This is a genomic window from Ancylobacter sp. Lp-2 (assembly GCF_020523795.1).
Taxonomy (GTDB): Bacteria; Pseudomonadota; Alphaproteobacteria; order Rhizobiales; family Xanthobacteraceae; genus Ancylobacter.
The window spans coordinates 147,092-171,037 of the sequence record NZ_JAJALI010000008.1 but is presented as its reverse complement, the minus strand read 5'-3'; the positions used below and the strand labels follow the sequence as shown (position 1 = coordinate 171,037).

Annotated in this window: 21 protein-coding genes; 12 read left to right on the top strand and 9 right to left on the bottom strand. The window is 67.9% G+C overall.

Annotated features, from left to right (window positions below; genetic code table 11):
• Positions 1-33 precede the first annotated feature (33 nt).
• Complete coding sequence (locus LGR54_RS19555) at positions 34-1,335, bottom strand: lytic murein transglycosylase (RefSeq protein ID WP_230363641.1); 1,302 nt, start codon at positions 1,333-1,335, stop codon at positions 34-36.
• Between the two features lie 316 nt (positions 1,336-1,651).
• Here LGR54_RS19555 and galU point away from each other — a divergent pair, with 316 nt between their 5' ends.
• Positions 1,652-2,542: a UTP--glucose-1-phosphate uridylyltransferase GalU gene (gene galU / locus LGR54_RS19550; protein ID WP_230363640.1), complete on the top strand. Its 891-nt coding sequence runs from the start codon at positions 1,652-1,654 to the stop codon at positions 2,540-2,542.
• A 49-nt stretch (positions 2,543-2,591) separates the two neighbouring features.
• Here galU and LGR54_RS19545 read toward each other — a convergent pair whose 3' ends face one another.
• The 4 genes from LGR54_RS19545 to ubiG form a co-directional block, all read right to left on the bottom strand.
• A complete protein-coding gene (locus LGR54_RS19545) occupies positions 2,592-3,044 on the bottom strand; it encodes an NfeD family protein (RefSeq protein WP_230363639.1) in 453 nt (150 codons plus the stop codon).
• Positions 3,045-3,055: 11 nt separating this feature from the next.
• Positions 3,056-4,042 carry an SPFH domain-containing protein gene (locus LGR54_RS19540; RefSeq protein ID WP_230363674.1) on the bottom strand — a complete coding sequence of 329 codons (987 nt, stop codon included), beginning with the start codon at positions 4,040-4,042 and terminating at the stop codon, positions 3,056-3,058.
• Between the two features lie 160 nt (positions 4,043-4,202).
• Complete coding sequence (gene clpB, locus LGR54_RS19535; protein WP_230363638.1) at positions 4,203-6,818, bottom strand: ATP-dependent chaperone ClpB; 2,616 nt, start codon at positions 6,816-6,818, stop codon at positions 4,203-4,205.
• 375 nt (positions 6,819-7,193) lie between these two features.
• A complete protein-coding gene (gene ubiG, locus LGR54_RS19530; protein WP_230363637.1) occupies positions 7,194-7,946 on the bottom strand; it encodes a bifunctional 2-polyprenyl-6-hydroxyphenol methylase/3-demethylubiquinol 3-O-methyltransferase UbiG in 753 nt (250 codons plus the stop codon).
• 189 nt (positions 7,947-8,135) lie between these two features.
• On the opposite strand from ubiG, the gene LGR54_RS19525 reads away from it, so the two are divergent.
• The 5 genes from LGR54_RS19525 (at position 8,136) to LGR54_RS19505 (ending at position 15,367) form a co-directional block, all read left to right on the top strand.
• Complete coding sequence (locus LGR54_RS19525; protein ID WP_230363636.1) at positions 8,136-9,389, top strand: aspartate kinase; 1,254 nt, start codon at positions 8,136-8,138, stop codon at positions 9,387-9,389.
• Positions 9,390-9,486: 97 nt separating this feature from the next.
• Positions 9,487-11,754 carry a phosphoenolpyruvate--protein phosphotransferase gene (gene ptsP, locus LGR54_RS19520; protein ID WP_230363635.1) on the top strand — a complete coding sequence of 756 codons (2,268 nt, stop codon included), beginning with the start codon at positions 9,487-9,489 and terminating at the stop codon, positions 11,752-11,754.
• Positions 11,751-12,845 (top strand): peptide chain release factor 1, encoded by a 1,095-nt coding sequence (gene prfA, locus LGR54_RS19515; RefSeq protein WP_230363634.1) that lies wholly within the window; start codon positions 11,751-11,753, stop codon positions 12,843-12,845. Before ptsP ends, prfA begins: the two co-directional genes overlap by 4 nt.
• A 4-nt stretch (positions 12,846-12,849) precedes the next feature.
• Positions 12,850-13,704, top strand: a complete 855-nt coding sequence (gene prmC, locus LGR54_RS19510; protein WP_230363633.1) for a peptide chain release factor N(5)-glutamine methyltransferase — start codon at positions 12,850-12,852, stop codon at positions 13,702-13,704.
• A 634-nt stretch (positions 13,705-14,338) separates the two neighbouring features.
• Positions 14,339-15,367, top strand: a complete 1,029-nt coding sequence (locus LGR54_RS19505; protein ID WP_230363632.1) for a DUF4167 domain-containing protein — start codon at positions 14,339-14,341, stop codon at positions 15,365-15,367.
• Between the two features lie 231 nt (positions 15,368-15,598).
• On the opposite strand, the gene LGR54_RS19500 is transcribed toward LGR54_RS19505, so the two are convergent.
• Positions 15,599-16,384: an MOSC domain-containing protein gene (locus tag LGR54_RS19500; protein ID WP_230363673.1), complete on the bottom strand. Its 786-nt coding sequence runs from the start codon at positions 16,382-16,384 to the stop codon at positions 15,599-15,601.
• A gap of 210 nt (positions 16,385-16,594) precedes the next feature.
• Between LGR54_RS19500 and thpR the strand changes: the two genes are divergently transcribed.
• The 5 genes from thpR (at position 16,595) to LGR54_RS19475 (ending at position 19,680) form a co-directional block, all read left to right on the top strand.
• The gene (gene thpR / locus LGR54_RS19495) at positions 16,595-17,128 is read left to right on the top strand and encodes an RNA 2',3'-cyclic phosphodiesterase (protein WP_230363631.1); all 534 of its coding nucleotides are present in this window, start codon (positions 16,595-16,597) and stop codon (positions 17,126-17,128) included.
• Positions 17,129-17,221: 93 nt separating this feature from the next.
• Positions 17,222-17,617, top strand: a complete 396-nt coding sequence (locus LGR54_RS19490) for a YkvA family protein (RefSeq protein ID WP_230363630.1) — start codon at positions 17,222-17,224, stop codon at positions 17,615-17,617.
• 220 nt (positions 17,618-17,837) lie between these two features.
• Positions 17,838-18,350: an invasion associated locus B family protein gene (locus tag LGR54_RS19485; protein ID WP_230363629.1), complete on the top strand. Its 513-nt coding sequence runs from the start codon at positions 17,838-17,840 to the stop codon at positions 18,348-18,350.
• A gap of 110 nt (positions 18,351-18,460) precedes the next feature.
• Positions 18,461-19,234, top strand: coding sequence for a hydroxyacylglutathione hydrolase (gene gloB / locus LGR54_RS19480; RefSeq protein ID WP_230363628.1), 774 nt, complete (start codon positions 18,461-18,463; stop codon positions 19,232-19,234).
• A gap of 5 nt (positions 19,235-19,239) precedes the next feature.
• The gene (locus LGR54_RS19475) at positions 19,240-19,680 is read left to right on the top strand and encodes a cupin domain-containing protein (protein WP_230363627.1); all 441 of its coding nucleotides are present in this window, start codon (positions 19,240-19,242) and stop codon (positions 19,678-19,680) included.
• Between the two features lie 12 nt (positions 19,681-19,692).
• Here the strand turns inward: LGR54_RS19475 and LGR54_RS19470 are convergent, their stop codons facing one another.
• The 3 genes from LGR54_RS19470 to LGR54_RS19460 all read right to left on the bottom strand — a co-directional run bounded on the left by LGR54_RS19470 (position 19,693) and on the right by LGR54_RS19460 (position 23,118).
• Positions 19,693-20,574: a DMT family transporter gene (locus LGR54_RS19470; protein WP_230363626.1), complete on the bottom strand. Its 882-nt coding sequence runs from the start codon at positions 20,572-20,574 to the stop codon at positions 19,693-19,695.
• A 470-nt stretch (positions 20,575-21,044) separates the two neighbouring features.
• Positions 21,045-21,770 carry an acetoacetyl-CoA reductase gene (phbB, locus tag LGR54_RS19465; protein WP_230363625.1) on the bottom strand — a complete coding sequence of 242 codons (726 nt, stop codon included), beginning with the start codon at positions 21,768-21,770 and terminating at the stop codon, positions 21,045-21,047.
• Positions 21,771-21,939: 169 nt separating this feature from the next.
• Positions 21,940-23,118 carry an acetyl-CoA C-acetyltransferase gene (locus tag LGR54_RS19460; protein ID WP_230363624.1) on the bottom strand — a complete coding sequence of 393 codons (1,179 nt, stop codon included), beginning with the start codon at positions 23,116-23,118 and terminating at the stop codon, positions 21,940-21,942.
• 236 nt (positions 23,119-23,354) lie between these two features.
• Here LGR54_RS19460 and phaR point away from each other — a divergent pair, with 236 nt between their 5' ends.
• Positions 23,355-23,939, top strand: a complete 585-nt coding sequence (gene phaR / locus LGR54_RS19455; RefSeq protein ID WP_230363623.1) for a polyhydroxyalkanoate synthesis repressor PhaR — start codon at positions 23,355-23,357, stop codon at positions 23,937-23,939.
• The last annotated feature ends 7 nt before the right edge of the window (positions 23,940-23,946 follow it).

Sequence of the window (23,946 nt, the reverse complement as noted above, 5' to 3'; positions counted from 1 at the left end):
CACGGGCGGCGGCGGGAGAGAGCAAGGACCACGCTAGTTGCGCAGCCGGTCCAGCACGTCGCCGGTGGGGTGGCCGTCCGGCAGCATGCCGACGCTGACCTGGAACTCGCGCACCGCGACGCGGGTCTTCTGCCCCATCGTGCCGTCGGCCGAACCGGGATCGAAGCCGCGCGAGGCGAGGCGCTGCTGCAGCTCGGAACGCTCGGCGCGCGACAGCATGCGCATATCCTCCGGCCACGGCGTGACGAACGGCCCGCCGCCGCGAAGGCGGTCGGCGAGATGGCCGATGGCGAGCGCATAAGCGTCGGCCGGGTTGTAGGAGAGGATGGCGCGGAAATTGTCGGTCATCAGGAAGGCCGGGCCATTGGCGCCGGAGGGCAGCAGCAGATAGGCCGTGGCCTCGCCATTCGGGAATGCCTGGCCGCTCGCCCGCGTCACGCCCAGCGCCGCCCATTCGCGCAGCGGCTTGCGGATGCTCTTGTCGGCGAGCAGGTAGTCGAAATTGCGCGGGGCGACGACCTCGTAGCCCCAGCTCATGCCCGGCTTCCAACCGCCGCGCTTCAGCTTGTTGGCGGTGGAGCCCATGGCGTCGGCGACGGAATCGACGACGTTACGATGCCCGTCGCCGTCGAAATCGATGGCGTCGCGCTGGAAGGCGGTCGGCATGAACTGGGTGAGGCCGAAGGCGCCCGCCCAGGAGCCGCGCAGATGGCTTTCAGGAATGTCGCCGCGATCGACGATGCGCAGGGCGGCGACGAATTCGTCGCGGAAATAGGCCTGCCTCCGGCCGACGCAGGCCAGCGTCGCGGTGGCCTGGATCACCGGATAGGAGCCGCGCGCGCCGCCATAATTGGTCTCGATGCCCCAGATCGCCGCCACCACATAGGGATCGACGCCATAGGTGCGCTCGACGGCCTGGAAGACGGCGGCGTTCTCCGCCATCGCCTGCCGGCCCTTCTGGATGCGGGTCTCCGACACCAGCATCTCGACATATTCCCCGGGCGTGCGGGAGAATTCCGGCTGGGTCTCCAGCTTCTTCATGATCGACATGTCGGGGGTCAGCCCCGCGGTGAGGCGGCGGAAGCCGGCGGCGGACACGCCGGCCTGCCGGGCCTTGGGCTCCAGCCCGGCGATGCAGCGGCTGAAATTCGCCTCCGCCGCGCGCAGCGCCGCCGGCTGCATGTCGGGATGCGACGAGCCGGTCGGCGCCGAGGCGACACGCGGCGGTGGCGCCGCCGCCCGCGCCGGCGGCGGGCCGGCCTTGGCGACGGTGCCGGTCACATCGTCCGAGAAGGCGCAGCCCCCAAGCCCGATGGCGAGGACAAAAGCGGCCATCCCGCCCGTTAGGCGGCTGCCGGAAACCGACCCTGTACGCATGTCGAGACCTCTGATACGCAGTCCGTACCGATTAGGGCCCCGGCATGTTTTACGAGGACTTAACGTCAGGTCGGTTTTTGAAGTTTCCCAGCGTAAGGGGCGCGATAATACCTCCACGCGACCGATTTCCACGACGATGCTGTGGTGGAGAAGCTGAAACCGTCACATGATTTTTGTCATTGGCAGGCTTCACACGTTAAGTTGAGGTTCATACGCGCTCACCTAGACCGATCCGGCTCGACCCGCTCATTTTCAAGAACGGACCCAGTTGCAGATGACACATATTCGCAAGGCAATCCTTCCCGTTGCCGGTCTCGGCACCCGTTTCCTGCCCGCCACCAAGGCGGTTCCCAAAGAGATGCTCACCGTCGTCGACCGCCCGGTCGTGCAGCACGTGGTCGATGAAGCCCGCGCCGCCGGCATCGAGCACATCGTCTTCGTCACCGGCCGCAACAAGGGCGTGATCGAGGACCATTTCGACCGCCAGTACGAACTCGAAGCCACCCTCTCCGAGCGCGGAAAGCACCAGCTGCTCGACACGCTGCGCGCCGAGACCCTCGGCCCGGGCAAGACCAGCTTCACCCGCCAGCAGCTGCCGCTCGGCCTCGGCCATGCGGTGTGGTGCGCCCGCGACATCATCGGCAACGAGCCGTTCGCGCTGCTGCTGCCGGACATGCTGCACAAGCCGCGCAACGGCAAGAGCTGCCTCGCCCAGATGGTGGATGCCTATGACAGGGTGGGCGGCGGCAACCACATCGCCGTCTATGAGGTGCCGCACGACCAGACCGACCAGTACGGCATCGTCGGGCAGGGCGACGAGGTGTCCGAACGCGTGCACCGCATCGCCAAAATGGTCGAGAAGCCGAAGAAGGAGGTCGCGCCCTCCAACCTCGCCATCTCCGGCCGCTACATCCTGCAGCCGGAGATCTTCGACCTCCTGGAGACCCAGGAGCGCGGCGCCGGCGGCGAGATCCAGCTGACCGATTCCATGCTGAAGCTGGCCAAGAAGCAGGACTTCTACAGCGTCACCTTCGACGGCTCGATCTATGATTGCGGCTCGAAGCTCGGCTTCCTGATGGCCAACGTCGCCTATGCGCTGGCCCGGCCCGACATCGCCGAGACCTTCCGCCCCGAGCTCGACGCCCTGCTCTCCAGCAACATCTGACACCGACGACCGCGAACACCCGAGGGGGTGGGCTCAGGCAGAGACCGGCTCAGGCCGCCGCTCCCTCGGGACGCACCTTGAGCGTCGCCCCGTCGACGCCGGTGACGACGACCCGCGCCCCGGCCGGGCAATCCTCCCCCATCACCCGCCACACGGTATCGTCGACCCGCACCTGGCCGACGCCGCCGGCGATCGGCTCGCGCAACACGAAGGCCCGGCCGATCAGCGCCTCGGTGCGGCGGTTGAGGAACGGCCGGTCGCTCGCCTTCGGCACGCGCGGGAACAGCCGGCGGCCGAGCAGCAGCATGACGAAGGCCAGCACGACATAGACCGCCACCTGGCCCTGCCAGCCGATTTCGAACAGCGGTACGACCAGCCCGGTCGCCAGCGCCGCCACGCCGAGCCAGATCAACTGGGCGCCCGGCAGCAGCAACTCGCCGAGCAGCAGCAGGCCGGCGACAATGAACCAGATCCAGATACCGATCTCCGCCAGAAGCGTCACCGCCGCTTCCCTCAGGCCGAGGAATCGGCTGGCGCGCCCGCCGCCGGCCCGGTGGGACGCATGCGCGGCCGTGCCGGGGCGCCCGCCTCGCCGAAGGCGCCACGGGCGATCTCGGCGATGCCGGCCAGCGAGCCGATCACCGCCGTCGCCTCATAGGGCAGGATCAGCGTCTTCTGGTTGGGCGCGGTCGCCATCGCCTCCAGCGCCTTCACATATTTCTCGGCGATGTAATAGTTCAGCGCCGCCGGATCGCCGGACGCCACCGCGGCGGACAGCATCTGCGTCGCCTTGGCGTCGGCCTCGGCGAGGCGCTCGCGCGCCTCGGCGTCGCGAAACGCGGCCTCGCGTCGTCCCTCGGCCTGAAGGATCTGGCCCTGCTTCTCGCCTTCCGCACGGAGAATCTCCGACTGGCGCTGGCCTTCCGCCTCCAGCACCACCGCGCGCTTCTCGCGCTCCGCCTTCATCTGCCGCGCCATGGCGGTGACGAGGTCGGCGGGCGGCACGATGTCCTTGATCTCGATGCGGGTGATCTTCACGCCCCAGGGCGCGGCGGCGGCATCGACCACCTTGAGCAGCCGCTCATTGATCTCGTCGCGGTGCGACAGCAGCTGGTCGAGATCCATGGCGCCCATCACCGTGCGGATGTTCGTCGTGGTCAGCGCGAGGATGGCGAGATCCAGCCGGGCGACCTCGTAGCTGGCGCGCGGGGCGTCGAACACCTGGAAGAAGGCGATGCCGTCCACCGCCACCGTGGCGTTGTCGCGGGTGATCACTTCCTGCGTCGGCACGTCGAGCACCTGCTCCATCATGTTCATCCGGGTGCCTATGCGGTCGATGAACGGGATGATGATGTTGAGGCCCGGCGTCAGGCTGCGGGTGTAACGGCCGAATCGCTCCACCGTGTACTGGTAGCCCTGCGGAACGGTCTTCACGCCGGCGAAGATGGTGGCGATCGCCAGCACTAGAAGCACGACGACGAACAGGTTGAGGCCGATCAGCATGGGGCACTCCGCGGGCGCCTGAAAGCGACGCCGGCGGAGTGTGGCGCGCGGCGAAGCCGGCGGCAAGGCGGACCGCTTACGCGGACACCCCCGGAAACGACAACGGCGCGGCCCTTACCGGGCCGCGCCGCGTATCTGCGGGTCGGAGCGACCGCCGTCAGGCGGCCTCTTCCACCGCCGGACGGGTGTCGAACAAGAGTTCGCCCGCCCCGCGCTCGACCTTCACCACGTCGCCATCCTTCACCGTGCCGGCAAGGATGCGGCCGGCGAGCGGGTCCTGCAGCAGCTTCTGCATCACCCGCTTGAGGGGACGCGCGCCATAGGCCGGGTCGTAGCCCTTCTCGGCGAGGAAGTCCCGCGCCTCGGGGGTCAGCTCCAGCTGGATCTTGCGCTCGTCGAGCAGCTTCTGCAGACGCTTCGCCTGGATATCGACGATGGCGCCCATCTGCTCGCGCCGCAGCCGGTGGAACAGCACGATCTCGTCGATGCGGTTGAGGAATTCCGGACGGAAGTGCCCGCGCACCACGTCCATCACCTCGTCGCGCACCGCCTCGGTGTCCTGCCCGTCCGGCTGGCTCACCAGGAACTCCGAACCGAGGTTCGAGGTCATGATGATCAGCGTGTTGCGGAAGTCGACCGTGCGGCCCTGGCCATCGGTCAGGCGACCATCGTCCAGCACCTGCAACAGGACGTTGAACACGTCCGGATGCGCCTTCTCCACCTCGTCGAACAGCACGACCTGGTAGGGCCGGCGCCGGACGGCTTCGGTGAGGGCGCCGCCCTCCTCATAGCCGACATAGCCGGGAGGCGCGCCGATCAGCCGGGCGACCGCGTGCTTCTCCATGTACTCGGACATGTCGACGCGCACGAGCGCGGTGTCGTCGTCGAACAGGAACGACGCCAGCGCCTTGGTCAGCTCGGTCTTGCCGACGCCGGTGGGGCCGAGGAACATGAACGAGCCGATCGGCCGGTTCGGATCCTGAAGACCCGCCCGCGCACGCCGCACCGCCGTCGAGACGGCTTCCACCGCCTCTTTCTGGCCGATGACGCGCTTGGCGAGCTCTTCCTCCATGCGCAGCAGCTTTTCCTTCTCGCCTTCGAGCATCTTGTCGACCGGCACGCCGGTCCAGCGCGACACCACGCCGGCGATGTGATCGGGCGTCACCGCCTCCTCCACCATCGAGCCGGCCTTCACCTCGGCGGCGAGGTCCTTGGTCTCGATCTCAGCAAGCTTCTTCTCCAGCGCCGGAATGGTGCCGTAGGCCAGCTCGCCCGCCTTCTGGTACTCGCCATTGCGCTGGGCGATGGCGAGGTCGGCGCGCGCCTTCTCAAGGTCGCTCTTCAGCTTCTGGGCGTCGCCGAGCTTGTCCTTCTCGGCCTTCCAGCGCGAGGTGATCGACGAGGACTGCTCCTCGAGATCGGCGAGCTCCTTCTCCAGCTTCTTCAGCCGGTCCTTCGAGCCGGCGTCGCTCTCCTTCTTGAGCGCCTCCTGCTCGATGCGCAGGCGGACGATCTCGCGGTCGATGCTGTCGAGTTCCTCGGGCTTGGAGTCCACCTGCATGCGCAGGCGCGAGCCGGCCTCGTCGATGAGGTCGATCGCCTTGTCCGGCAGGAAGCGGTCGGTGATGTAGCGGTTCGACAGGGTCGCCGCCGCGACGAGCGCGCTATCGGTGATGCGCACGCCGTGATGCAGCTCGTATTTCTCCTTGATGCCGCGCAGGATGGACACCGTGTCCTCCACCGTCGGCTCGGAGACGAAAACCGGCTGGAAGCGGCGGGCCAGCGCCGGATCCTTCTCGACATGCTTGCGGTACTCGTCGAGCGTGGTGGCGCCGACGCAGTGCAGCTCGCCGCGCGCCAGCGCCGGCTTGAGCAGGTTGGAGGCGTCCATCGCCCCATCCGCCTTGCCGGCGCCGACGAGCGTGTGCATCTCGTCGATGAACAGGACGATGCCGCCCTCGGCCGCCTCGACCTCGGAGAGCACGCTCTTCAGCCGCTCCTCGAACTCGCCGCGATATTTCGCGCCGGCGATCAGCGCACCCATGTCGAGTGCCAGCAGGCTCTTGTCCTTCAGGCTCTCGGGCACGTCGCCGTCGACGATGCGCAAGGCGAGGCCCTCGACGATGGCGGTCTTGCCGACGCCGGGCTCGCCGATGAGGACGGGATTGTTCTTGGTGCGCCGCGCCAGCACCTGGATGGTGCGGCGGATTTCCTCGTCACGCCCGATCACCGGGTCGAGCTTGCCCTCGCGGGCATCCTTGGTGAGGTCGCGGGAATATTTCTTCAGCGCGTCATAGGCGTTCTCGGCGGTGGCGCTGTCGGCTGTACGGCCCTTGCGCAGCGCCTCGATGGCGGCGTTGATCTTCTGCGGGCTCGCGCCTGATTTGTTGAGGATCTTGCCGGCGTCGCTGTCCTTCTCCAGCGCGAGCGCCAGCAGCAGCCGCTCGACGGTGACATAGCCGTCGCCCGCCTTCTTCGCCGCTTTTTCGGCGGCGTCGAAGACGCGCGCGGTCGCCGGCGCCAGATAGACCTGCCCAGCGCCGGAGCCCTGTACCTTGGGCAGCTTGTTCAAGGCAGCTTCGGTGTCGGCGAGCACCATGCGCGCATCGCCGCCGGCGCGCTGGATCAGCCCGGCGCACAGCCCCTCGGGATCGTCGAGCAGCACCTTGAGCAGATGCTCCGGGGTGAACTGCTGATGGCCCTCGCGAAGGGCAAGCGACTGGGCGGACTGGATGAAACCGCGCGCGCGCTCGGTGTAGGTCTCGAAATTCATAGGTCGTTGCCTCCTGGCCCCCCGTGGCCTCTTGAGCGAGCACGCACGGTCTTGCGGGACGGCGGCGCCCGTATCCCGGCCGCCGCGACGGACCCCGATCAGGCAGCCCGTCCGACCTCATGTAGTGTGGCAGATCGGCAACGGAAGAGGGGGCGACATCAGAAAATACCGATGCGTGCCGGCGCCCCGGCAGGTGCGACTGAGGACGCCGTTCTCCGCTCTAATGCCCGGTCGGGCGGAGCTCGGCCGCCCCGCAAAGAGGGCGGCCTCTTCGGCGCGGCCCAGGACCTGTAGCGGGCCGTCAGAATCGGGTGCCCGCCAGCTTCGACCGCAACGAGAACCGTGTCGTGGATCGAGATCGGCGCGGCGGCGGCTCTACTCCGCCCGCTCGGCGAGCATCATGTAGTTGACGCCGAGATCGCGCGACCGGCGCCATTCGCCGAGGAGCGGATTGAACACGACCCCCTCGCGGTCGGTCACCGCGAGGCCGCCGGCCGCCATGGCATCGGCCAGTTCCTCGGGGGTGACGAAGCGCTTCCAGTCATGCGTGCCCTTGGGCAGCCAGCCGAGCACATATTCGGCGCCGACAATGGCGAGGGCGAAGCTGCGGCCGGTGCGGTTCAGCGTTGCCGCGCACATCAGCCCGCCCGGCTTCACCATCTCCGCCGCGCTGTTCACGAACAGCCCGACATCGGCGACATGCTCGACCACTTCCATCGCCAGCACCACGTCGAAGCGCTCGCCCGCCTCGGCCAGCGACTCGGCGGTGGTGGCGCGATATTCGACCGGTGCGCCGCTCTGCTCGGCATGCAGCGAGGCGACGCGTACATTGCGCTCGGCCGGATCGATGCCGACCACGCTCGCCCCCATCCGCGCCAGCGGCTCGCACAGCAGGCCGCCGCCGCAGCCGATGTCGAGCAGGCGCAGCCCCTCCAGCGGACGCATCGCGCGCGGGTCGCGACCGAAATGGGCGACGATCTTCTCGCGCAGATAGGCGAGCCGCACCGGATTGAACTTGTGGAGAACCCCCATCTTGCCGCGCGGATTCCACCATTCGGCAGCGAGGGCGGCGAAGCGCTCCACTTCGCGAGGATCGACGGTGGTGGCGGCGGAGGCGGTTTCGGTCATCAGGCGCTCTCGGGTCCATCAGGCGATGCCGGCCGCAAATGGGGGCAGCCGGGAAGAATTCCAAGCTCGCGCTCCCCTGCTCGCAGGCGTTGCGGGCGGGGCACGAGGTGGATATGTATACGCGCCTTTTCGGCCGGGGGATGCCTCCCTCGCGCCCGACACAAGAACAAAGCGGTACGGTTTCTTCCCATGGCACGTCTGGTGATGAAGTTCGGCGGCACGTCCGTCGCGAACGTGGAGCGCATCAGGAACGTTGCCCGCCACGTCAAACGCGAGATCGACGCCGGTCACGAGGTCGCCGTGGTGGTCTCCGCCATGTCCGGCAAGACCAACGAGCTGGTCGCCTGGTGCCGCGAGACGACGGTCCTGTACGATCCGCGCGAATATGACGCCATCGTCGCCTCCGGCGAGCAGGTGACGTCCGGCCTCCTCGCCATCGCGCTGAGGGACATGGGCATTCCGGCCCGCTCCTGGCAGGGCTGGCAGCTGCCGATCTCCACCGACGACGCCCATGGCTCGGCCCGCATCCTGTCGGTGAACGGCGACGAGATCGTCCGCCGATTCGGCGAGGACCGCGAAGTGGCCGTCATCGCCGGCTTCCAGGGCATCCATGAGCCGTCGGGTCGCGTCACCACGCTGGGGCGCGGCGGCTCGGACACCAGCGCGGTGGCGGTTGCCGCCGCCATCAAGGCCGACCGCTGCGACATCTACACCGATGTCGACGGCGTCTACACGACCGACCCGCGCATCGTCCCCAAGGCCAAGCGACTCGACAAGGTGGCCTTCGAGGAGATGCTGGAAATGGCGTCGCTGGGCGCCAAGGTATTGCAGGTGCGCTCGGTCGAGATGGCCATGGTGCACAAGGTGCGCACCTTCGTGCGCTCCAGCTTCACCGATCCGGACGCTCCGGAACTCAAGACCGCCGGCGACCCGCCGGGCACCCTGATTTGCGACGAGGAGGAAATCGTGGAGAGTGAAGTCGTCACCGGCATCGCCTTCGCGCGCGACGAGGCCCAGGTGAGCATCCGCCGCGTGCCGGACAAGCCGGGCATCGCCGCCAACGTCTTCGTGCCGCTGGCCGACGCCAACATCAATGTCGACATGATCGTGCAGAACGTGTCGGCGGAAGGCTTCACCGACATCACCTTCACCGTGCCGACCGCCGATTTCGAGCGCGCCAAGGCGACGCTCGCCCCGGTGAAGTCGGAAATCGGCTTCGGCACCATCGAGGGCGCCACCGACGTGGTGAAGATCTCGATCATCGGCATCGGCATGCGCTCACATGCCGGTGTGGCGGCCCGCGCCTTCAAGGCGCTGTCCGAGCGTGGCATCAACATCCGCGCCATCTCCACCTCCGAGATCAAGATCTCGGTACTGATCGATGCGGCCTATACCGAACTTGCCGTGCGGACGCTGCATTCGGTATACGGGCTCGACGCCTGACGGCATTATTTCGGCGGCGCGGCTTTCGCCGCGCCGATTCTTCGACAGATCCGGGCCTCGGGCACTTCCGAGACGGACCGGAATCCAGGGACGGCCGATGCGTAGCGCGCTCGGTGGTCCGCGCGTGCTGCTGCGCCGCCTGCGCGAAGTGATGGCGGAGCCGGTCAGCGCGCAGGACCGCCTCGACAAGATCGTGGTCCTGATCGCGGCCAACATGGTGGCCGAGGTCTGCTCGGTCTATGTGCTGCGCGTCGACGGCACATTGGAGCTCTACGCCACCGAGGGCCTCAACCGCAGCGCCGTCCATCTCACGGTGATGCGAATCGACGAGGGCCTCGTCGGCACCGTCGCCCGCGAGGCCGAGCCGATCAGCCTCTCCAACGCCCAGGCGCACCCGGCCTTCTCCTACCGGCCGGAAACGGGCGAGGAGATCTACCACTCGTTCCTCGGCGTGCCGATCCTGCGGGCCGGCAACACGCTCGGCGTGCTGGTGGTGCAGAATCGCGCCCACCGCTCCTACACCGAGGAAGAGATCGAGGCGCTGCAGACCACCGCCATGGTGCTGGCCGAGATCATCGCCTCCGGCGAGCTCACCGCCCTCGCCTTGCCCGGCGCCGAACCCGCCGCCCGCCGGCCGCTGCATCTTACCGGCAACGCTCTGTCCGAAGGCATCGGCCTCGGCCATGTGGTGCTGCACGAACCCCGAATCGAGGTGACCAACGTCATCGCCGACGACGTGCCCGGCGAACTCGACCGGCTCGACCATGCGGTCGAGACGTTGCGCGCCTCCATCGACACCATGCTGGAGGACGAGGGCGTCGCCCGCGTCGGCGAGCACCGCGAGATCCTCGAAGCCTACCGGATGTTTGCCCACGACCGCGGGTGGATCAACCGCATGCGCGAGGCGGTGATGACCGGCCTCACGGCGGAAGGCGCGGTCGAGCGCGTGCAGTCGGACACCCGCGCGCGCATGCTGCGCATGACCGACCCCTATCTGCGCGAGCGGATGCACGATCTCGACGACCTCGCCAACCGGCTGCTGCGCCAGCTCACCGGCCGCGCCGGCGGGCCCGAGAAGATGGCGCTGCCCGACAATGCCATCATCGTCGCCCGCAACATGAGCCCGGCGGCGCTGCTCGACTATGACCGCACCCGCATTCGCGGCCTGGTGCTTGAGGAAGGCGCGGCGACCAGCCACCTCACCATCGTGGCGCGCGCGCTCAACATCGCGGCGGTCGGGCATATCGAGAACATCGTCGGCCTCGTCGATGCCGGCGACCCGGTGATCGTCGACGGCGTCTCCGGCGAGGTGCATGTGCGCCCGCCGACCGATGTCGAGGGCGTCTATGTCGAGAAGGTGCGCTTCCGCGCCAAGCGGCTGGAGCAATATGCCGCGCTGCGCGACGTGCCGACCGTCACCCGCGACGGCGTCGCCATCGACCTGCACCTGAATGCCGGCCTGCTGGTCGACCTGCCGCATATCGACGAGACCGGGGCGTCGGGCATCGGCCTGTTCCGCACCGAACTGCAGTTCATGATCGCTTCCGCCTTCCCGCGCACCAATGAGCAGCTCAAGCTCTACCGCGCGGTTCTCGATGCCGCCGACAACCGGCCGGTGGTGTTCCGCACCCTCGACATCGGCGGCGACAAGGTGCTGCCCTATATGCGGGCCATCGAGGAGGAGAACCCGGCGCTGGGCTGGCGGGCCATCCGTCTCGGCCTCGACCGGCCCGGCCTGCTGCGCAGCCAGGTCCGCGCGCTCCTGCGCGCCGCCAATGGCCGCGAGCTCCGGCTGATCTTCCCGATGGTGGCGGCGGTGGAGGAATTCGACCGCGCCCGCCATATCGTCGAGCGCGAGCTCACCCATCTGCGCCGCCACGGCCACGGCCTGCCCGAGCGGGTGCTGGTCGGGGTGATGCTGGAAGTGCCCTCGCTGCTGTTCCAGCTCGACGCGCTGTTCGAGCGCATCGACTTCGCCTCGGTCGGCTCCAACGACCTGGTGCAGTTCCTGTTCGCCGCCGACCGCGGCAATCCGCGCGTCGCCGACCGCTTCGATCCGCTCTCCCCGGCGGCGCTCAGCGCGCTGAAGACCATCGCCGACGCCGCCGAGCGGCACGGCAAGTCGGTGACGCTGTGCGGCGAGCTCGCCTCGCGGCCGCTGGAGGCACTGGCGCTGGCCGCCATCGGCTATCGCAAATTGTCGCTCTCGCCGGCCGCCTACGGCCCGGTGAAGGCGATGTTCCTCGATCTCGACCTCGGCGCCGTCGCCCGGCTGGTCGAGCCGCTGCTGAAGAGCGAGGCGCATATTGCGAGCCTGCGCCCGCATCTGAAAGCCTTCGCCGAAACCACCGGCCTGCCCCTGTGACCACTTCTCTCCCCGACGCCCGGCTCGACCAGCTTCTCGCCCGTCACGCCGAAATCGAACACGCGCTCTCCGCCAGCCCGGAAGCGGAAGCCTATGTACGGCTGTCGCGCGAATTCGCCGACCTCTCGCCGCTGATCGAGCGAGTGAAGGCGCTGCGCGCCGCCGAGCGCGAGCTCGCCGAAGCGCGCCACCTCGCCGAGGATGCCGCCGGCGATCGCGAGATGGCCGAGCTCGCCGCCGCCGAGGCCGCCGAGCTGGAGGAGAAGGTCGAGACGCTGGTGCACGAGGTGCGCCTCGCCTTGCTGCCCAAGGACGCCATGGATGAACGCGGCGTCATCCTCGAAGTGCGCGCCGGCACCGGCGGCGACGAAGCGGCGTTGTTCGCCGGCGACCTGTTCCGCATGTATGAGCGCTTCGCCTCGCTGAACGGCTGGTCGGTCGAGGTGCTGTCGACCAGCGAGGGCGCCGCCGGCGGCTACAAGGAAATCGTCGCCGCCATCCATGGACGCGGCGCCTATGCCAAGCTGAAGTTCGAATCCGGCGTGCACCGCGTCCAGCGTGTGCCGGACACCGAAGGCTCGGGGCGCATCCACACCTCGGCCGCCACCGTGGCGGTACTGCCGGAGGTCGAGGAGGTCGATATCGCCATCGACGAGGGCGACCTGCGTATCGACGTGTTCCGCGCCTCGGGCGCTGGCGGCCAGCACGTCAACAAGACCGAATCGGCAGTGCGAATCACCCATATCCCGACCGGCACCGTGGTCGCCGTGCAGGATGAGCGCTCGCAGCACAAGAACAAGGCCCGCGCCATGGGCATGCTGCGCGCCCGCATCTATGAGGCCGAGCGCGAGAAGCGCGACACCGCCCGCGCCAGCGAGCGCAAGCTGCAGGTCGGCTCCGGCGATCGCTCGGAGCGCATCCGCACCTACAATTTTCCGCAGGGTCGCGTGACCGATCACCGCATCGGGCTCACCCTCTACAAGCTGCCGGAGATCGTCGCCGGCGACGCGCTGGGCGATCTCGTCGACGCGCTGGTGACCGAATATCAGGCGGCGCTGCTGGCCGAGGCCGAATCGGCCGGCTGGAGCTAGAGCAATGGCCACTACCCGTGTCGCGCTGTTTCAGGAGATTGCCGTCCTGCTCGCGACCGCCGGTCTCGAATCACCGGCGCGGGAAGCCCGCCTGCTGGTGCGGCAGACGCTCGGCCTCGGCGATGTCGAGCTGATCGCCCGGGGCGAACTTGTCGTCGAGGCGGGCGAGGCGGATCGGCTGCGCGACCTCGCCCGCCGTCGTGCCGCGGGAGAGCCGCTGGCCCGGCTGACCGGCAAGCGCGAGTTCTGGAGCCTCGACTTCGCGCTCGCCGCCGAGACACTGGTGCCGCGCCCGGATACCGAAACGCTGGTGGACGCCGCCCTCGCCGCCTTTCCCGACCGCCTCCGGCCGCTGCGCGTGCTCGATCTCGGCACCGGCAGCGGCGCGATCCTCGCCGCCATCCTCTCCGAGCGCCCGAACGCCTTCGGCATCGGCATCGACCGGGTGGAAGGCGCGGCGCGGCAGGCGCGCGCCAACCTCGCCGCCCTCGGCCTCGGGGCGCGCGCGGTGGTGCTGGTCGGCGACTGGGGTAGCGCGCTCGGCGGCCGCTTCGATCTCGTCGTCTCCAACCCGCCCTATATCGAAACCGCCGCCATTGCCGGGCTGGAGGTGGACGTGCGCGCCCACGACCCCCATATGGCACTCGATGGCGGTGAGGATGGGCTGGAGGCCTATCGTGCAATCGCCCGCCAGTTGCCTGCCCTATTGTTGCCCGGTGGCCGGGCGATCCTCGAACTGGGAGCGGGACAGGAACGGGCGGTGGCGCGGCTGGTCGAGGAAGCCGGGCTCGGCATCGACGGTCCGGCGCGTGCGGATCTCTCCGGAATGGCCCGTGCCCTCGTCACCACACCGGCGTGAGATTGCCGGCCTGCAGCAAAAAAGGGCTTGGAACAGACTACCGAACCTATTAGTGTCCGGTCACAGGAATCGACCTGAGACATCATTCACCGTCAGGATGCAGACTTTGGAACGGCTTGCGCGGCCGGGACGGTCCCCTGATCGGAAGCTCTCCCGCAAGGGAGGCCGATGTCACCTAGGACAGGATTGCTTCAGGCATCTGACCGTGTGAGACCATGCGGCAAGGCGTGAGGCTGACGGTAACGCTCAGGGCGTGCCGGCAGGGTGAAGTTGCCACGGCGGCGGCCGGTTCGTCCGGTAGCATCTGGCTTCTGGAGGCGAAAGGCGGGTTTGCCCCACCGTTTCGCACATGTTCCGGGGCCTCTGCCGGGTGATCGACCTCCAGGGTTGTCCCGCGCGAGCGGACAGTGTGGCGGGTTTCCGCCGGCCCCGACGCCGAGACGCTCAGGAATTGCCCGGTCGAGATTTTTCCGAAGGCTGCGCCCGATACCGACGATTGTGACGCAAACGAAGACGATACGGACCCCCGAAGCTAGTTGACCCGCTCGCACACTCCCGGAAACGGCGCTTCGGCCCCTCCGGCGTGCGGCAGCAGAGACCAGACTCAATGCGAAATAATAACCAGCAGAAGCGTATGCGTAGCCGGAACAACAACAATAACAACGGCAACCGGCGCGGTCAGAACCCGCTCACCCGGGTCTATGAATCCAACGGACCCGACGTGAAGGTTCGTGGCACCGCCCAGACCATCGCCGAGAAATATCTCCAGCTCGCCCGCGACGCGCAGGCCTCCAGCGACCCGGTGGCGGCGGAGAACTATCTCCAGCACGCCGAGCATTATTTCCGCATCATCGCCGCGGTGCAGGCGCAGTTCGGCGTGCAGGGGCAGCCCTTCCAGCGTCCGGACGAGGACGAAGACGAGTTCGACTTCGAGGAAACCGGCGAAGCCCAGCCGAACCCGCAGTTCCAGCAGCCGCAGCGCGAGGCGCCGCCGCAGCAGCAGCGCGAGGAAGGCGGGCGCGAGCCCAACCGCGACGGCTTCCGCGACCGCGACAACTACAATCGCCGAGACAATCGGGATAATCGCGACAACCGGGACAGCCGGGATAATCGCGACAATCGCGAGCCGCGTGACAATCGCGACAATCGTGACCGCAATCAGGACCGCAACAACCAGCGCCAGGAACGCGCTCCGCGCGACGACCGCGACCAGCAGCCGCGACAGAACCGCTGGGAGCGCGGAGAGCGCAGCGAGCGGCCCTATCGCGAGGCCCGCGAGAACGCCTATCGCGATCCGGCCAACCAGCCGCAGCCGACGCTCGGTCCGGACGTCGAGGCCGAGATCGGTCTTCCGGCCTTCATCACCCAAAGCACCGGTCCGGTACCGGCCGCAGCGGCGCCGGTCCCGGTCGAGCCCGTGCCGGCCCCCGTCGCTGCCCAGCCCGAGCCGCAGCCGGAACCCGCGCCGGCGCGCGCCACGCCCGCGCGCCGCAGCCGCGCCACGGTCGCCGCAGCCGTCGAGCCGACGACGCCCGCAGAGCCGACCCCCGAGGTGGAAGCTGCCACCGACGAGGCTGCCAAGCCCCGCACACGCCGGCGCCGCTACCGCCGCACCGATGCGGAAGGCGAGACCCCGGCCGAGCCCGCGGAGGCCGGCGAGTGAGCCGACCGACCACCTGAATATCCATGCAGCCCGGCCTCGTGCCGGGCTGTTGCATTTTGAAATGGATTGGTGAGCGCGACAGTCGGCAATCGCGAGCCATCGCGGCCCGCCGCGAGTGGCGCCGACAGAGGATGTCGGGTCGAAGCCGAATACACGATAAGGGAGCGTATGTTCCGGTGGCGTCGGGCTACCGCACCGGAGAAACGGGAAACCGCAGGTACCGGCTTGCGCCTAGAGCCGCAGGCGTACGGCGTCGCCATCGGCGATCACGCCACCCGCCACCACCTCGGCGAAGATGCCGCAATGATTATGGCCAAGCCGGCGCATCAGCGTGCCGGGAATGTCGAGGTCCCGCACCGCGGTAACCGGATCGACATTGGTGGCGGCGCAGCGCACGATGCTCTCGGTGATCTTCAACCGCACCTGCTCGCCGATCTCGATGGTGTGCCCGACCAGGTCCATCTCCTCCCACGGCTCCATGCCGGCAAGATAGAGATTGGCGCGGAAGCGCAGCGGATCCACCGGCTTGCCGGTCATCTCCTCCAGCGCCTGGCAACTGGCGAGATTGATCAGCGAGACATAGCCTTCGGTGGTGTCGACGAAGCGGAAGCCTTCCGGCGCCGCCAGCACCTTGGGCGCGCCACGCAGCTCGTAGCGAGCATAACGCAGGAAGAACAGCTCGATCGCCGCCCGCCCCTCCTCGGTGGAAAGGTCACCGCGCGCCACTTCGGTGCCCTCATGGCGAATGATGAGGGTAGAGGTGGCATCGTCATAGCGCGCTTCGAGGGCCGCGAGCCTCTCATTGCGCATCAGCATCAGAAACTTGATCTTCGGCTGGAAGACCGGCTCCTCGGCGACGAAGCCCGACGGCCCGTTCTCGACGGCAAACAGCCGGTCGCCGGGAAAATATCCGCCGGTGGTCAGCTCGGCGACGTTCAGCCGCTCCGGCGTCAGCCCCTTTACCGGATACCGGTAGATGGACGCGACCGAGGCAAACGCAATCGGCCCCTCCGGCATTTCGGCGGGGTTGGCGGAGTCGGGATCGACGAACGATTCGGTCATGGCGGCTCAACATACAGACTTCGTGCCGAGCCGTCAGCTTCACCGGAGGCGCCGGCGGGCATGAAGCCGCCACATTAGCACTGCCCTATTTTTACGCTTTTCCTCGGCCGGCGAATCCGTATCAAATCGCTCCAGACGATCCCGAGGCTAACAGGGAGGCCGGCCATGCCGCGACTCTTCACCGCCCTCGAAATCCCGGCCCATGTCGCCGGCACCCTGTCGATGCTGCGCGGCGGCCTGCCCGGGGCGCGATGGATCGACCCGGAATTCTACCACGTCACCCTGCGCTTCATCGGCGATGTCGACCATGCCATGGCGCGCGATGCGGCCGCCGCGCTCGACGAGGTCGACCGGTTCGGCTTCGACCTCACCCTCGATGGCGTCGACCAGTTTGGCAACAACAAGCCACGCGCCATCTTTGCTGCCGTGAAGGCCAACAACTCGCTCATCGAATTGCAGGCCGAACACGAGCGGCTGATGAAGCGCATCGGCCTGCCGCCCGAGGGGCGCAATTTCCGCCCGCATGTCACCCTCGCCCGGCTGCGCGACGCCGCTCCGCGTCAGGTTGCCGATTATCTGTCGCTGCGCGGCTATTTCCGCTCACCGAGCTTCGAGGTGTCGCGCTTCGTGCTGTACTCCTCGCGCGATTCGGTGGGCGGCGGCCCCTATCGCGTCGAAGCGGCCTATCCGTTGATGTAGCTTCCCCGTCCATGCCCGGTTTCGCCTTGCGCCGGACATATTGCGGATGAGGATGGGCGGGGCCATCTCATGGTCATGACACACGAGGGTCAGATGACCGCCCGCCCCGCCGACTCTTTCGCCGACGATTTCGATTTCAGCGACGCCCAGCGCTTTACCGGCTTCGACGATGACGGCAACGAGACGCGCGTGCGTGCGGGCTTCTGGCGGAAGCTTGCCCGGGTTGCCACCCGCATCCCCTTCGCCGCCGATGCCGCCGCCGCCTATTATTGCGCGCTCGACCGTGACACGCCGGTGCGGGTGCGGGCGATGCTGTTCGGCTCGCTCGCCTATTTCCTGCTGCCCACGGACGCGGTTCCCGACATCCTGCCCGTGCTCGGCTTCGGCGACGACGCCGCCGTGCTCGCCACTGCGCTCAATCTGCTCGCCGCCCACATCACGCCGGCCCACCGCGAGGCCGCGCGACGGGCGCTCGAGCGAATCACATGAGAGTGAAGGCTTTCCACGGTTTCCACCCGCCGCCGTAAGGCTTCGTTTACCTCCCCGATAAAATCACTCGAAGATGAGCCCAATTCTCCGGCAATGCGGTCACATCCCCGTCGGAAGGGTTCACAGCCGTTCGAGGGGCAGATATCCCTTTAGTGGTCTGAACAGAGCATTGAGCGGAGCCGCATCCGCGGCGGAAGCCTAAACACAGGAGCGATCGACGATGGCACGACGCATTGCGCGCGCGGCACTCGCCGGCCTGGCACTGGTACTTGTCGGAACGGCCGGCGCCGAAGCGGCGCCGAAGCTGGTCGGCCAGTTCGGTGACTGGGGCGTCTATCTGGACGACAGCGGCAGCGGCAAGATCTGCTACGCGCTCTCCCAGCCGAAGACGCGTGCACCCGCGGGCCTGAGCCGCGATCCCGCCTATTTCTTCGTGAGCACCCGCACCGCGGAAAACGTGAAGAACGAGATCAGCGTGGTCATGGGCTTCCCGCTGAAGGAGGGCTCGGACGCCACCCTCACCATCGGCCCGGCCTCCTTCGATCTCTATACACGCGGCTCCGGAGCCTGGGTCCGCAACGTCGCCGAAGAGAACCGGCTGCTCGACACCATGAAACGCGGCAAGGACGTGGTGGTGAAAAGCTCGTCGCTGCGTGGCAATGTCACGACCGACACCTATTCGCTGAACGGCATCTCGGCGGCGGTGGATCGCGCCGCGCAGGAATGCCGCTGAGCCGGACCCTGCGGCCTCCGGCCCCGTCCCCGTGACGGTACCGGGCGTCGTGCCGTCCTCATCCGGGGACGGCTTCCGCCCCCCATCGGGAACGCCCGTCGAGGAACCCAATGCCGGTCGAGCTTCGCCTGATTCCCTGCCTCGCCGACAATTACGCCGTGTTGCTGCGCGATCCGGTGACGGAGGCGACCGCGGTTGTCGACGTGCCGGAGGTGGCGCCGGTGCTCGCCGCGCTGGAGCGCGAGAACTGGACGCTGACGCATATCCTCGTCACCCATCACCACACCGATCACATTGCCGGCGTCGAGGCTTTGAAAGCCCGCTACGGAGCGACGGTGATCGGCCCCAAGGCGGAACGCGACACCATTCCCGGCCTCGATTTCGCGGTGGTGGACGGCGACCCGGTGGCGGTGGGCAACCTCGTCGGCCGGGTGCTGGAGACGCCCGGCCACACCAAGGGCCACATCGTCTTCCTGTTCGAGGGTGAGAGGCTGCTGTTCAGCGGCGACACCCTGTTCGTCATGGGCTGCGGCCGGCCCTTCGAATGCGATCCGCCGGTGCTGTGGAACTCGCTGCTGCGGCTGCGGGCGCTGCCGGATGACATCGCGGTCTATTGCGGCCACGAATACACCGTCTCCAACGGTCGTTTCGCGGTGCATGTCGATCCCGACAATGCCGCCTCGCGCGAGGCTCTCACCCAGGCGGAGGCGCTGCGCGCCGAAGACAAGCCGACGCTGCCCACCAGCATCGGCGTGGAAAAGGCGAGCAACCCGTTCCTGCGTGCCGACGACGCCGAACTGGCAGCGAAGCTCGGCCTGCCCGACGCCGACCCGGCGGCGGTGTTCACCGAACTGCGCGAACTCAAGAGCCGGTTCCGGGGCTGACGGCGATGGCGGCACCCGTGCTCCAAGCTGCCGACATCATCGCCCGGCTCGGCCTGCAGCCGCATCCCGAGGGCGGGCATTTCCGCGAAACCTTCCGCGACCCGCACCGGCTGGAGGATGGCCGCTCGGCCTCCACCGCCATCTATTTCCTGCTGGCTGCGGGCGAAAAATCGCACTGGCACCGGGTCGACGCGGTGGAGATCTGGCATTGGCATGCCGGGGCGGCGCTCGAGCTTTCGCTGGCGGCGACCGATGCCGGCCCGGTGCAACCGCTGCTGCTCGGTCCCGACCTTGCCGCCGGCGAGGAACCGCAGCGCGTGGTGCCACGCGGCGCCTGGCAGGCGGCACGCAGCCTCGGGGACTGGACGCTGGTCGGCTGCACGGTGGCGCCCGGCTTCGAGTTTGCCGGCTTCGAACTCGCCCCGCCCGGCTGGCAGCCAGGCTGACCTCTCCGGCAATCAGCGGCGCGCCAGCAGCGTCGCCACCCCGGCACCGCCGACGATGAGGGCGCAGGCGCCGGCCAGTGCCCAGCTGGCGCTGGCGAAGCCGGTGGCGACCAGCAGCAGCGTCGACAGCACCGGCGCCGCATAGGAAGCGACGCCGAGCAGCCGGATGTCGCCGCGCTTCATGCCGATGTCCCAGGTGTAGAAGGCGATGCCTACCGGCCCGATGCCTAATGCCGCGATCGCCAGCCACTCCGTCGTGCCCGACGGCCAGATCGACGGCTCGAAGAGGAGATGACACGGCACCGACAGCGCCGCCGTCGCCAGGCAGAAGCCGGCCACCGCCTCGGTCGGCACCGTGGCGAAGCGGCGTGCCAGCACCGAATAGCTCGACCAGATCACCGCGCACAGCGCCGCCGCCGCATAGCCGGGCAGATAGGCCGGCGAGAAGCCGAGGCCGCCGGCACGCGCGCCGAGCAGCAGGATAGTGCCGGCCAGCCCCATCAGCGCGCCGACGACATGGGCGGGCCGCAGCCGCTCGCCGGGCAGAGCTGCCGACATCAGCACGATCAGCAGCGGCCAGAGATAGGCGATCAGGCCCGCCTCGGCCGGCGGCGCCAGCTTCAGCGCCGAGAAATAGAAGAAATGATAGCCGAACAGCCCGCCGACGCCGTGCAGCCACACCGGCCAGGGTTGGCGCAGCGCCGACAGCCCGACGCCCCGCGCCATGGCCGCGACCAGCCCGACCGTGCCGCCGATCGCGAAGGTGAGCGCGGTAAGCAGGAAGGGCGGCACCGCACCCGTCGCCGAGGTCGCGAGCGCCAGCGTCGCCCAGAGCAGGATGGCGGACAGGCCGATGAGCGTGGCGGCGGAGCGCGAAATCGAAGCGGACGACATCGGAGCGGACGAACTCAAAGCGGATATGGGGTCACCTGAGGCGGGAACCTCTTATGACCGCCGTCCACCGCGCCGCCAAGCCCTTCCTTCCGAGGCCCTACCGGAGCGGGCGCCCCCTCCCCCCACTCCACCGGATTGAGACGACGGAAATGGACCTCGGGGTCCTTCGCACAGGTTCGCGACAGCCCCTGGCGGCAAGGTCGCGGCGCTGCATGTCGCCCGTTCCGTCCTCGCCTCCGGCGCGCGCATTCAGCGCCGTGCCGGCGTCGGCATCGCCCGAACGGCGCTCAGCGTCGACGAGGCGTCGCGGTTCGTCCACGCCAATGATCCACCATCTTCGCCAAGCCCGAAATCGACGCCGACGAATAGGAGGCGGATGGCCGAAACGGCGCTAGCGCCCGCCCCAAGAGCGAACTCAGCACCGCCACCGACAAGATCCTGAAACGCAGGACCGAATGAACCTCACCGGCTCAGATCATGTATTGGCCGCCATTGACGGTCAGCGTAGAGCCGGTGATGAAGCCCGCCTCGTCCGCCGCGAGGAATACCACGCAGCGGGCGATCTCTTCCGGCTCGCCGAGGCGACCGAGCGGGATCTGCGGCAGCACCTTCTTCTCGATCACCTCCCGCGGCACCGCCTTCACCATCTCGGTGGCGATGTAGCCGGGGCAGATTGCGTTCACCGTCACGCCCTTATTGGCGTTTTCCTGCGCCAGCGCCTTGGTGAAGCCGAGGTCGCCGGACTTGGCGGCGGCATAGTTGGTCTGCCCCATCTGGCCCTTCTGGCCATTGATGGAGGAGATGTTGACGATGCGCCCGAAATTGCGCTCGCGCATGCCCTCGATGACCTGCCGGGACATGTTGAACAGCGAGTTGAGGTTGGTATTGATCACCGCGTACCACTGCTCCGCCGTCATCTTATGCAGCATGCCGTCGCGGGTGATGCCGGCATTGTTGACCAGCACGTCGACCGGGCCGACTTCGGCGACCACCCTGGCGACACCGGCCTTGCAGGCCTCGAAATCCGACACATCCCACTTGAAGGCCGGAATGCCGGTCGCGGCGGTGAAGGCAGCCGCCGCCTCCTCGTTGCCGGCATAATTGGCGGCGACCTTGTAACCGGCCGCCTTCAGGGCCTCGCACACCGACGCCCCGATTCCCCGGGTACCGCCGGTGACCAACGCAACGCGACTCATCTGACTTCCCCTCTCGGTTTCCGTCCCGGAACCTGCGACGGCTTTTACGTCGTTTTTATCGATCGACAAGGCGCCCGCACGCCTGCCCGATCGTCATTTCCGCATGGCTCGCTCGTTGCGTTCCACAGCAGGCGACCGGCGGCGGGGGTACGCCGCCGGCAAGCGAGCGTCAGTCGCGCTCGATGCACATGGCGATGCCCATGCCGCCGCCGATGCACAGCGTGGCGAGGGCCTTCTTGGCGTCGCGCTTCTGCATTTCGTAGAGTAGCGTGGTGAGGATGCGCGCGCCGGAGGCGCCGATCGGGTGGCCGATGGCGATGGCGCCGCCATTGACGTTCACCTTCGAGGTGTCCCAGCCGAGGTCCTTGTTCACCGCGCAGGCCTGGGCGGCGAAGGCCTCGTTGGCCTCGACGAGGTCGAGATCGGCCACCGTCCAGCCGGCCTTTTCCAGCGCCCGGCGCGACGCCGGGATCGGACCCGAGCCCATGATCGCCGGATCGACGCCGGCCTGCGCCCAGGAGACGATGCGCCCGATCGGCTTGGCGCCGCGCGCCGCGGCGGTCTCGGCGCTCATCAGCACGATGGCGGCGGCGCCGTCATTGATGCCCGAGGCGTTGCCGGCGGTGACGGTACCGTCCTTGGAGAAGGCCGGGCGCAGCTTGGTCATCGAATCGATGGTGGCGCCGTGGCGCGGATATTCGTCGTCCGCCACCACGATGTCGCCCTTGCGGGTGGAGATGGTGACGGGAATGATCTCGTCCTTGAAGCGTCCCGCTTTCTGCGCCGCCTCGGCCTTGTTCTGCGAGGCGACGGCGAACTCGTCCTGCTGCTCGCGCGTGATCTGCCACTGGCGCGCCACGTTCTCGGCGGTGGTACCCATGTGGTAGCCGTTGAAGGCGTCCCACAGGCCGTCCTTGATCATGGTGTCGACCATCTCCAGGCTGCCCATCTTGGTGCCGTTGCGCAGATTGGCGCAATGCGGGGCCTGGCTCATCGATTCCTGGCCACCGGCGACGACGATGTCGCTGTCGCCATTGGCGATCGCCTGGAAGCCGAGCGCCACCGCCCGCAGGCCCGAGCCGCAGAGTTGGTTCACGCCCCAGGCCGGGCTCTCCACCGGAATGCCGGCGGCCACCGAGGCCTGGCGGGCCGGGTTCTGGCCGGCGCCGGCGGTGAGGATCTGGCCCATGATGGTCTCGCTCACCTCGCCGGGCGCGACACCGGCTCGCTCCAGCGCCGCGGTGATCGCGATCTTGCCGAGTTCATGCGCCGGCAGGGAGGAGAGCGCACCGTTGAACGCGCCCACGGGCGTGCGCGCGGCGCCGACGATGACGATGCCATCCTTCATGTGTGACGTCCTCCGATAGAGATGCAGATTTGGCGCAGGCGGATGTCCCGCGCGGGGCTGGAACGAGTGTAGGGTTATCGTGGTGACGTCGTATGACGCATGTCAATGGTCCGCCCCAGGGCCATCCCTATTATACCAGGCGTCGCAGGGGGTGCTCTCCACCGATAATCCTGTAGCCCTCAGTTCGGAAACGCCCTAGAGTTTTCAAGGGGAAACCAACAAGGCAAGCGGATCCTATGGCCAAGTCCAACGAACCCGTAACCATCAAGAAGTACGCCAACCGCCGGCTCTACAACACCGGCACGAGCACCTATGTCACGCTCGAAGATCTGGCCCTGATGGTGAAGAACGGCGAGGATTTCGTCGTCTACGACGCCAAGTCCGGCGAGGACATCACCCATTCCGTGCTGACCCAGATCATCTTCGAGCAGGAAGGTAAGGGCCAGAATCTGCTCCCCATCAACTTCCTGCGCCAGATCATCCGCTTCTATGGCGACAGCATGCAGATGCTGGTGCCTCGATACCTTGACATGTCGATCGAGAACTTCACCCGCGACCAGGAAAAGTTCCGCGAGCAATTCGCCAAGACCTTCGGCGTGGGCGGTTTCCCCACTGGCGGCTTCGGTGCCATGGAAGAACAGGTGCGGCGCAACATCGACATCTTCGACCGCACCTTCAAGATGTTCCTGCCCAATGCCCGCGAGGAGGCCACCCCCGCCGCCCCGGCGACCAAGACCGACGATTTCGACGAGCTGAAGCGGCAGGTCGCCGAGATGCAGAAGCGCCTCGACCGCATCGGCGACGCCGACCCCAAGAAATAAGCCGAAG

Bases quoted from the DNA above. Each gene is read 5' to 3' on its own strand.
- LGR54_RS19555 (WP_230363641.1), bottom strand. From the start codon at position 1,335: ATGGCCGCTTTTGTCCTCGCCATCGGGCTTGGGGGCTGCGCCTTCTCG.
- galU (WP_230363640.1), top strand. From the start codon at position 1,652: ATGACACATATTCGCAAGGCAATCCTTCCCGTTGCCGGTCTCGGCACC.
- clpB (WP_230363638.1), bottom strand. From the start codon at position 6,818: ATGAATTTCGAGACCTACACCGAGCGCGCGCGCGGTTTCATCCAGTCC.
- ubiG (WP_230363637.1), bottom strand. From the start codon at position 7,946: ATGACCGAAACCGCCTCCGCCGCCACCACCGTCGATCCTCGCGAAGTG.
- LGR54_RS19525 (WP_230363636.1), top strand. From the start codon at position 8,136: ATGGCACGTCTGGTGATGAAGTTCGGCGGCACGTCCGTCGCGAACGTG.
- ptsP (WP_230363635.1), top strand. From the start codon at position 9,487: ATGCGTAGCGCGCTCGGTGGTCCGCGCGTGCTGCTGCGCCGCCTGCGC.
- prmC (WP_230363633.1), top strand. From the start codon at position 12,850: ATGGCCACTACCCGTGTCGCGCTGTTTCAGGAGATTGCCGTCCTGCTC.
- LGR54_RS19505 (WP_230363632.1), top strand. From the start codon at position 14,339: ATGCGTAGCCGGAACAACAACAATAACAACGGCAACCGGCGCGGTCAG.
- LGR54_RS19500 (WP_230363673.1), bottom strand. From the start codon at position 16,384: ATGCCGGAGGGGCCGATTGCGTTTGCCTCGGTCGCGTCCATCTACCGG.
- thpR (WP_230363631.1), top strand. From the start codon at position 16,595: ATGCCGCGACTCTTCACCGCCCTCGAAATCCCGGCCCATGTCGCCGGC.
- LGR54_RS19490 (WP_230363630.1), top strand. From the start codon at position 17,222: ATGACCGCCCGCCCCGCCGACTCTTTCGCCGACGATTTCGATTTCAGC.
- LGR54_RS19485 (WP_230363629.1), top strand. From the start codon at position 17,838: ATGGCACGACGCATTGCGCGCGCGGCACTCGCCGGCCTGGCACTGGTA.
- gloB (WP_230363628.1), top strand. From the start codon at position 18,461: ATGCCGGTCGAGCTTCGCCTGATTCCCTGCCTCGCCGACAATTACGCC.
- LGR54_RS19475 (WP_230363627.1), top strand. From the start codon at position 19,240: ATGGCGGCACCCGTGCTCCAAGCTGCCGACATCATCGCCCGGCTCGGC.
- LGR54_RS19470 (WP_230363626.1), bottom strand. From the start codon at position 20,574: ATGTCGTCCGCTTCGATTTCGCGCTCCGCCGCCACGCTCATCGGCCTG.
- phbB (WP_230363625.1), bottom strand. From the start codon at position 21,770: ATGAGTCGCGTTGCGTTGGTCACCGGCGGTACCCGGGGAATCGGGGCG.
- LGR54_RS19460 (WP_230363624.1), bottom strand. From the start codon at position 23,118: ATGAAGGATGGCATCGTCATCGTCGGCGCCGCGCGCACGCCCGTGGGC.
- phaR (WP_230363623.1), top strand. From the start codon at position 23,355: ATGGCCAAGTCCAACGAACCCGTAACCATCAAGAAGTACGCCAACCGC.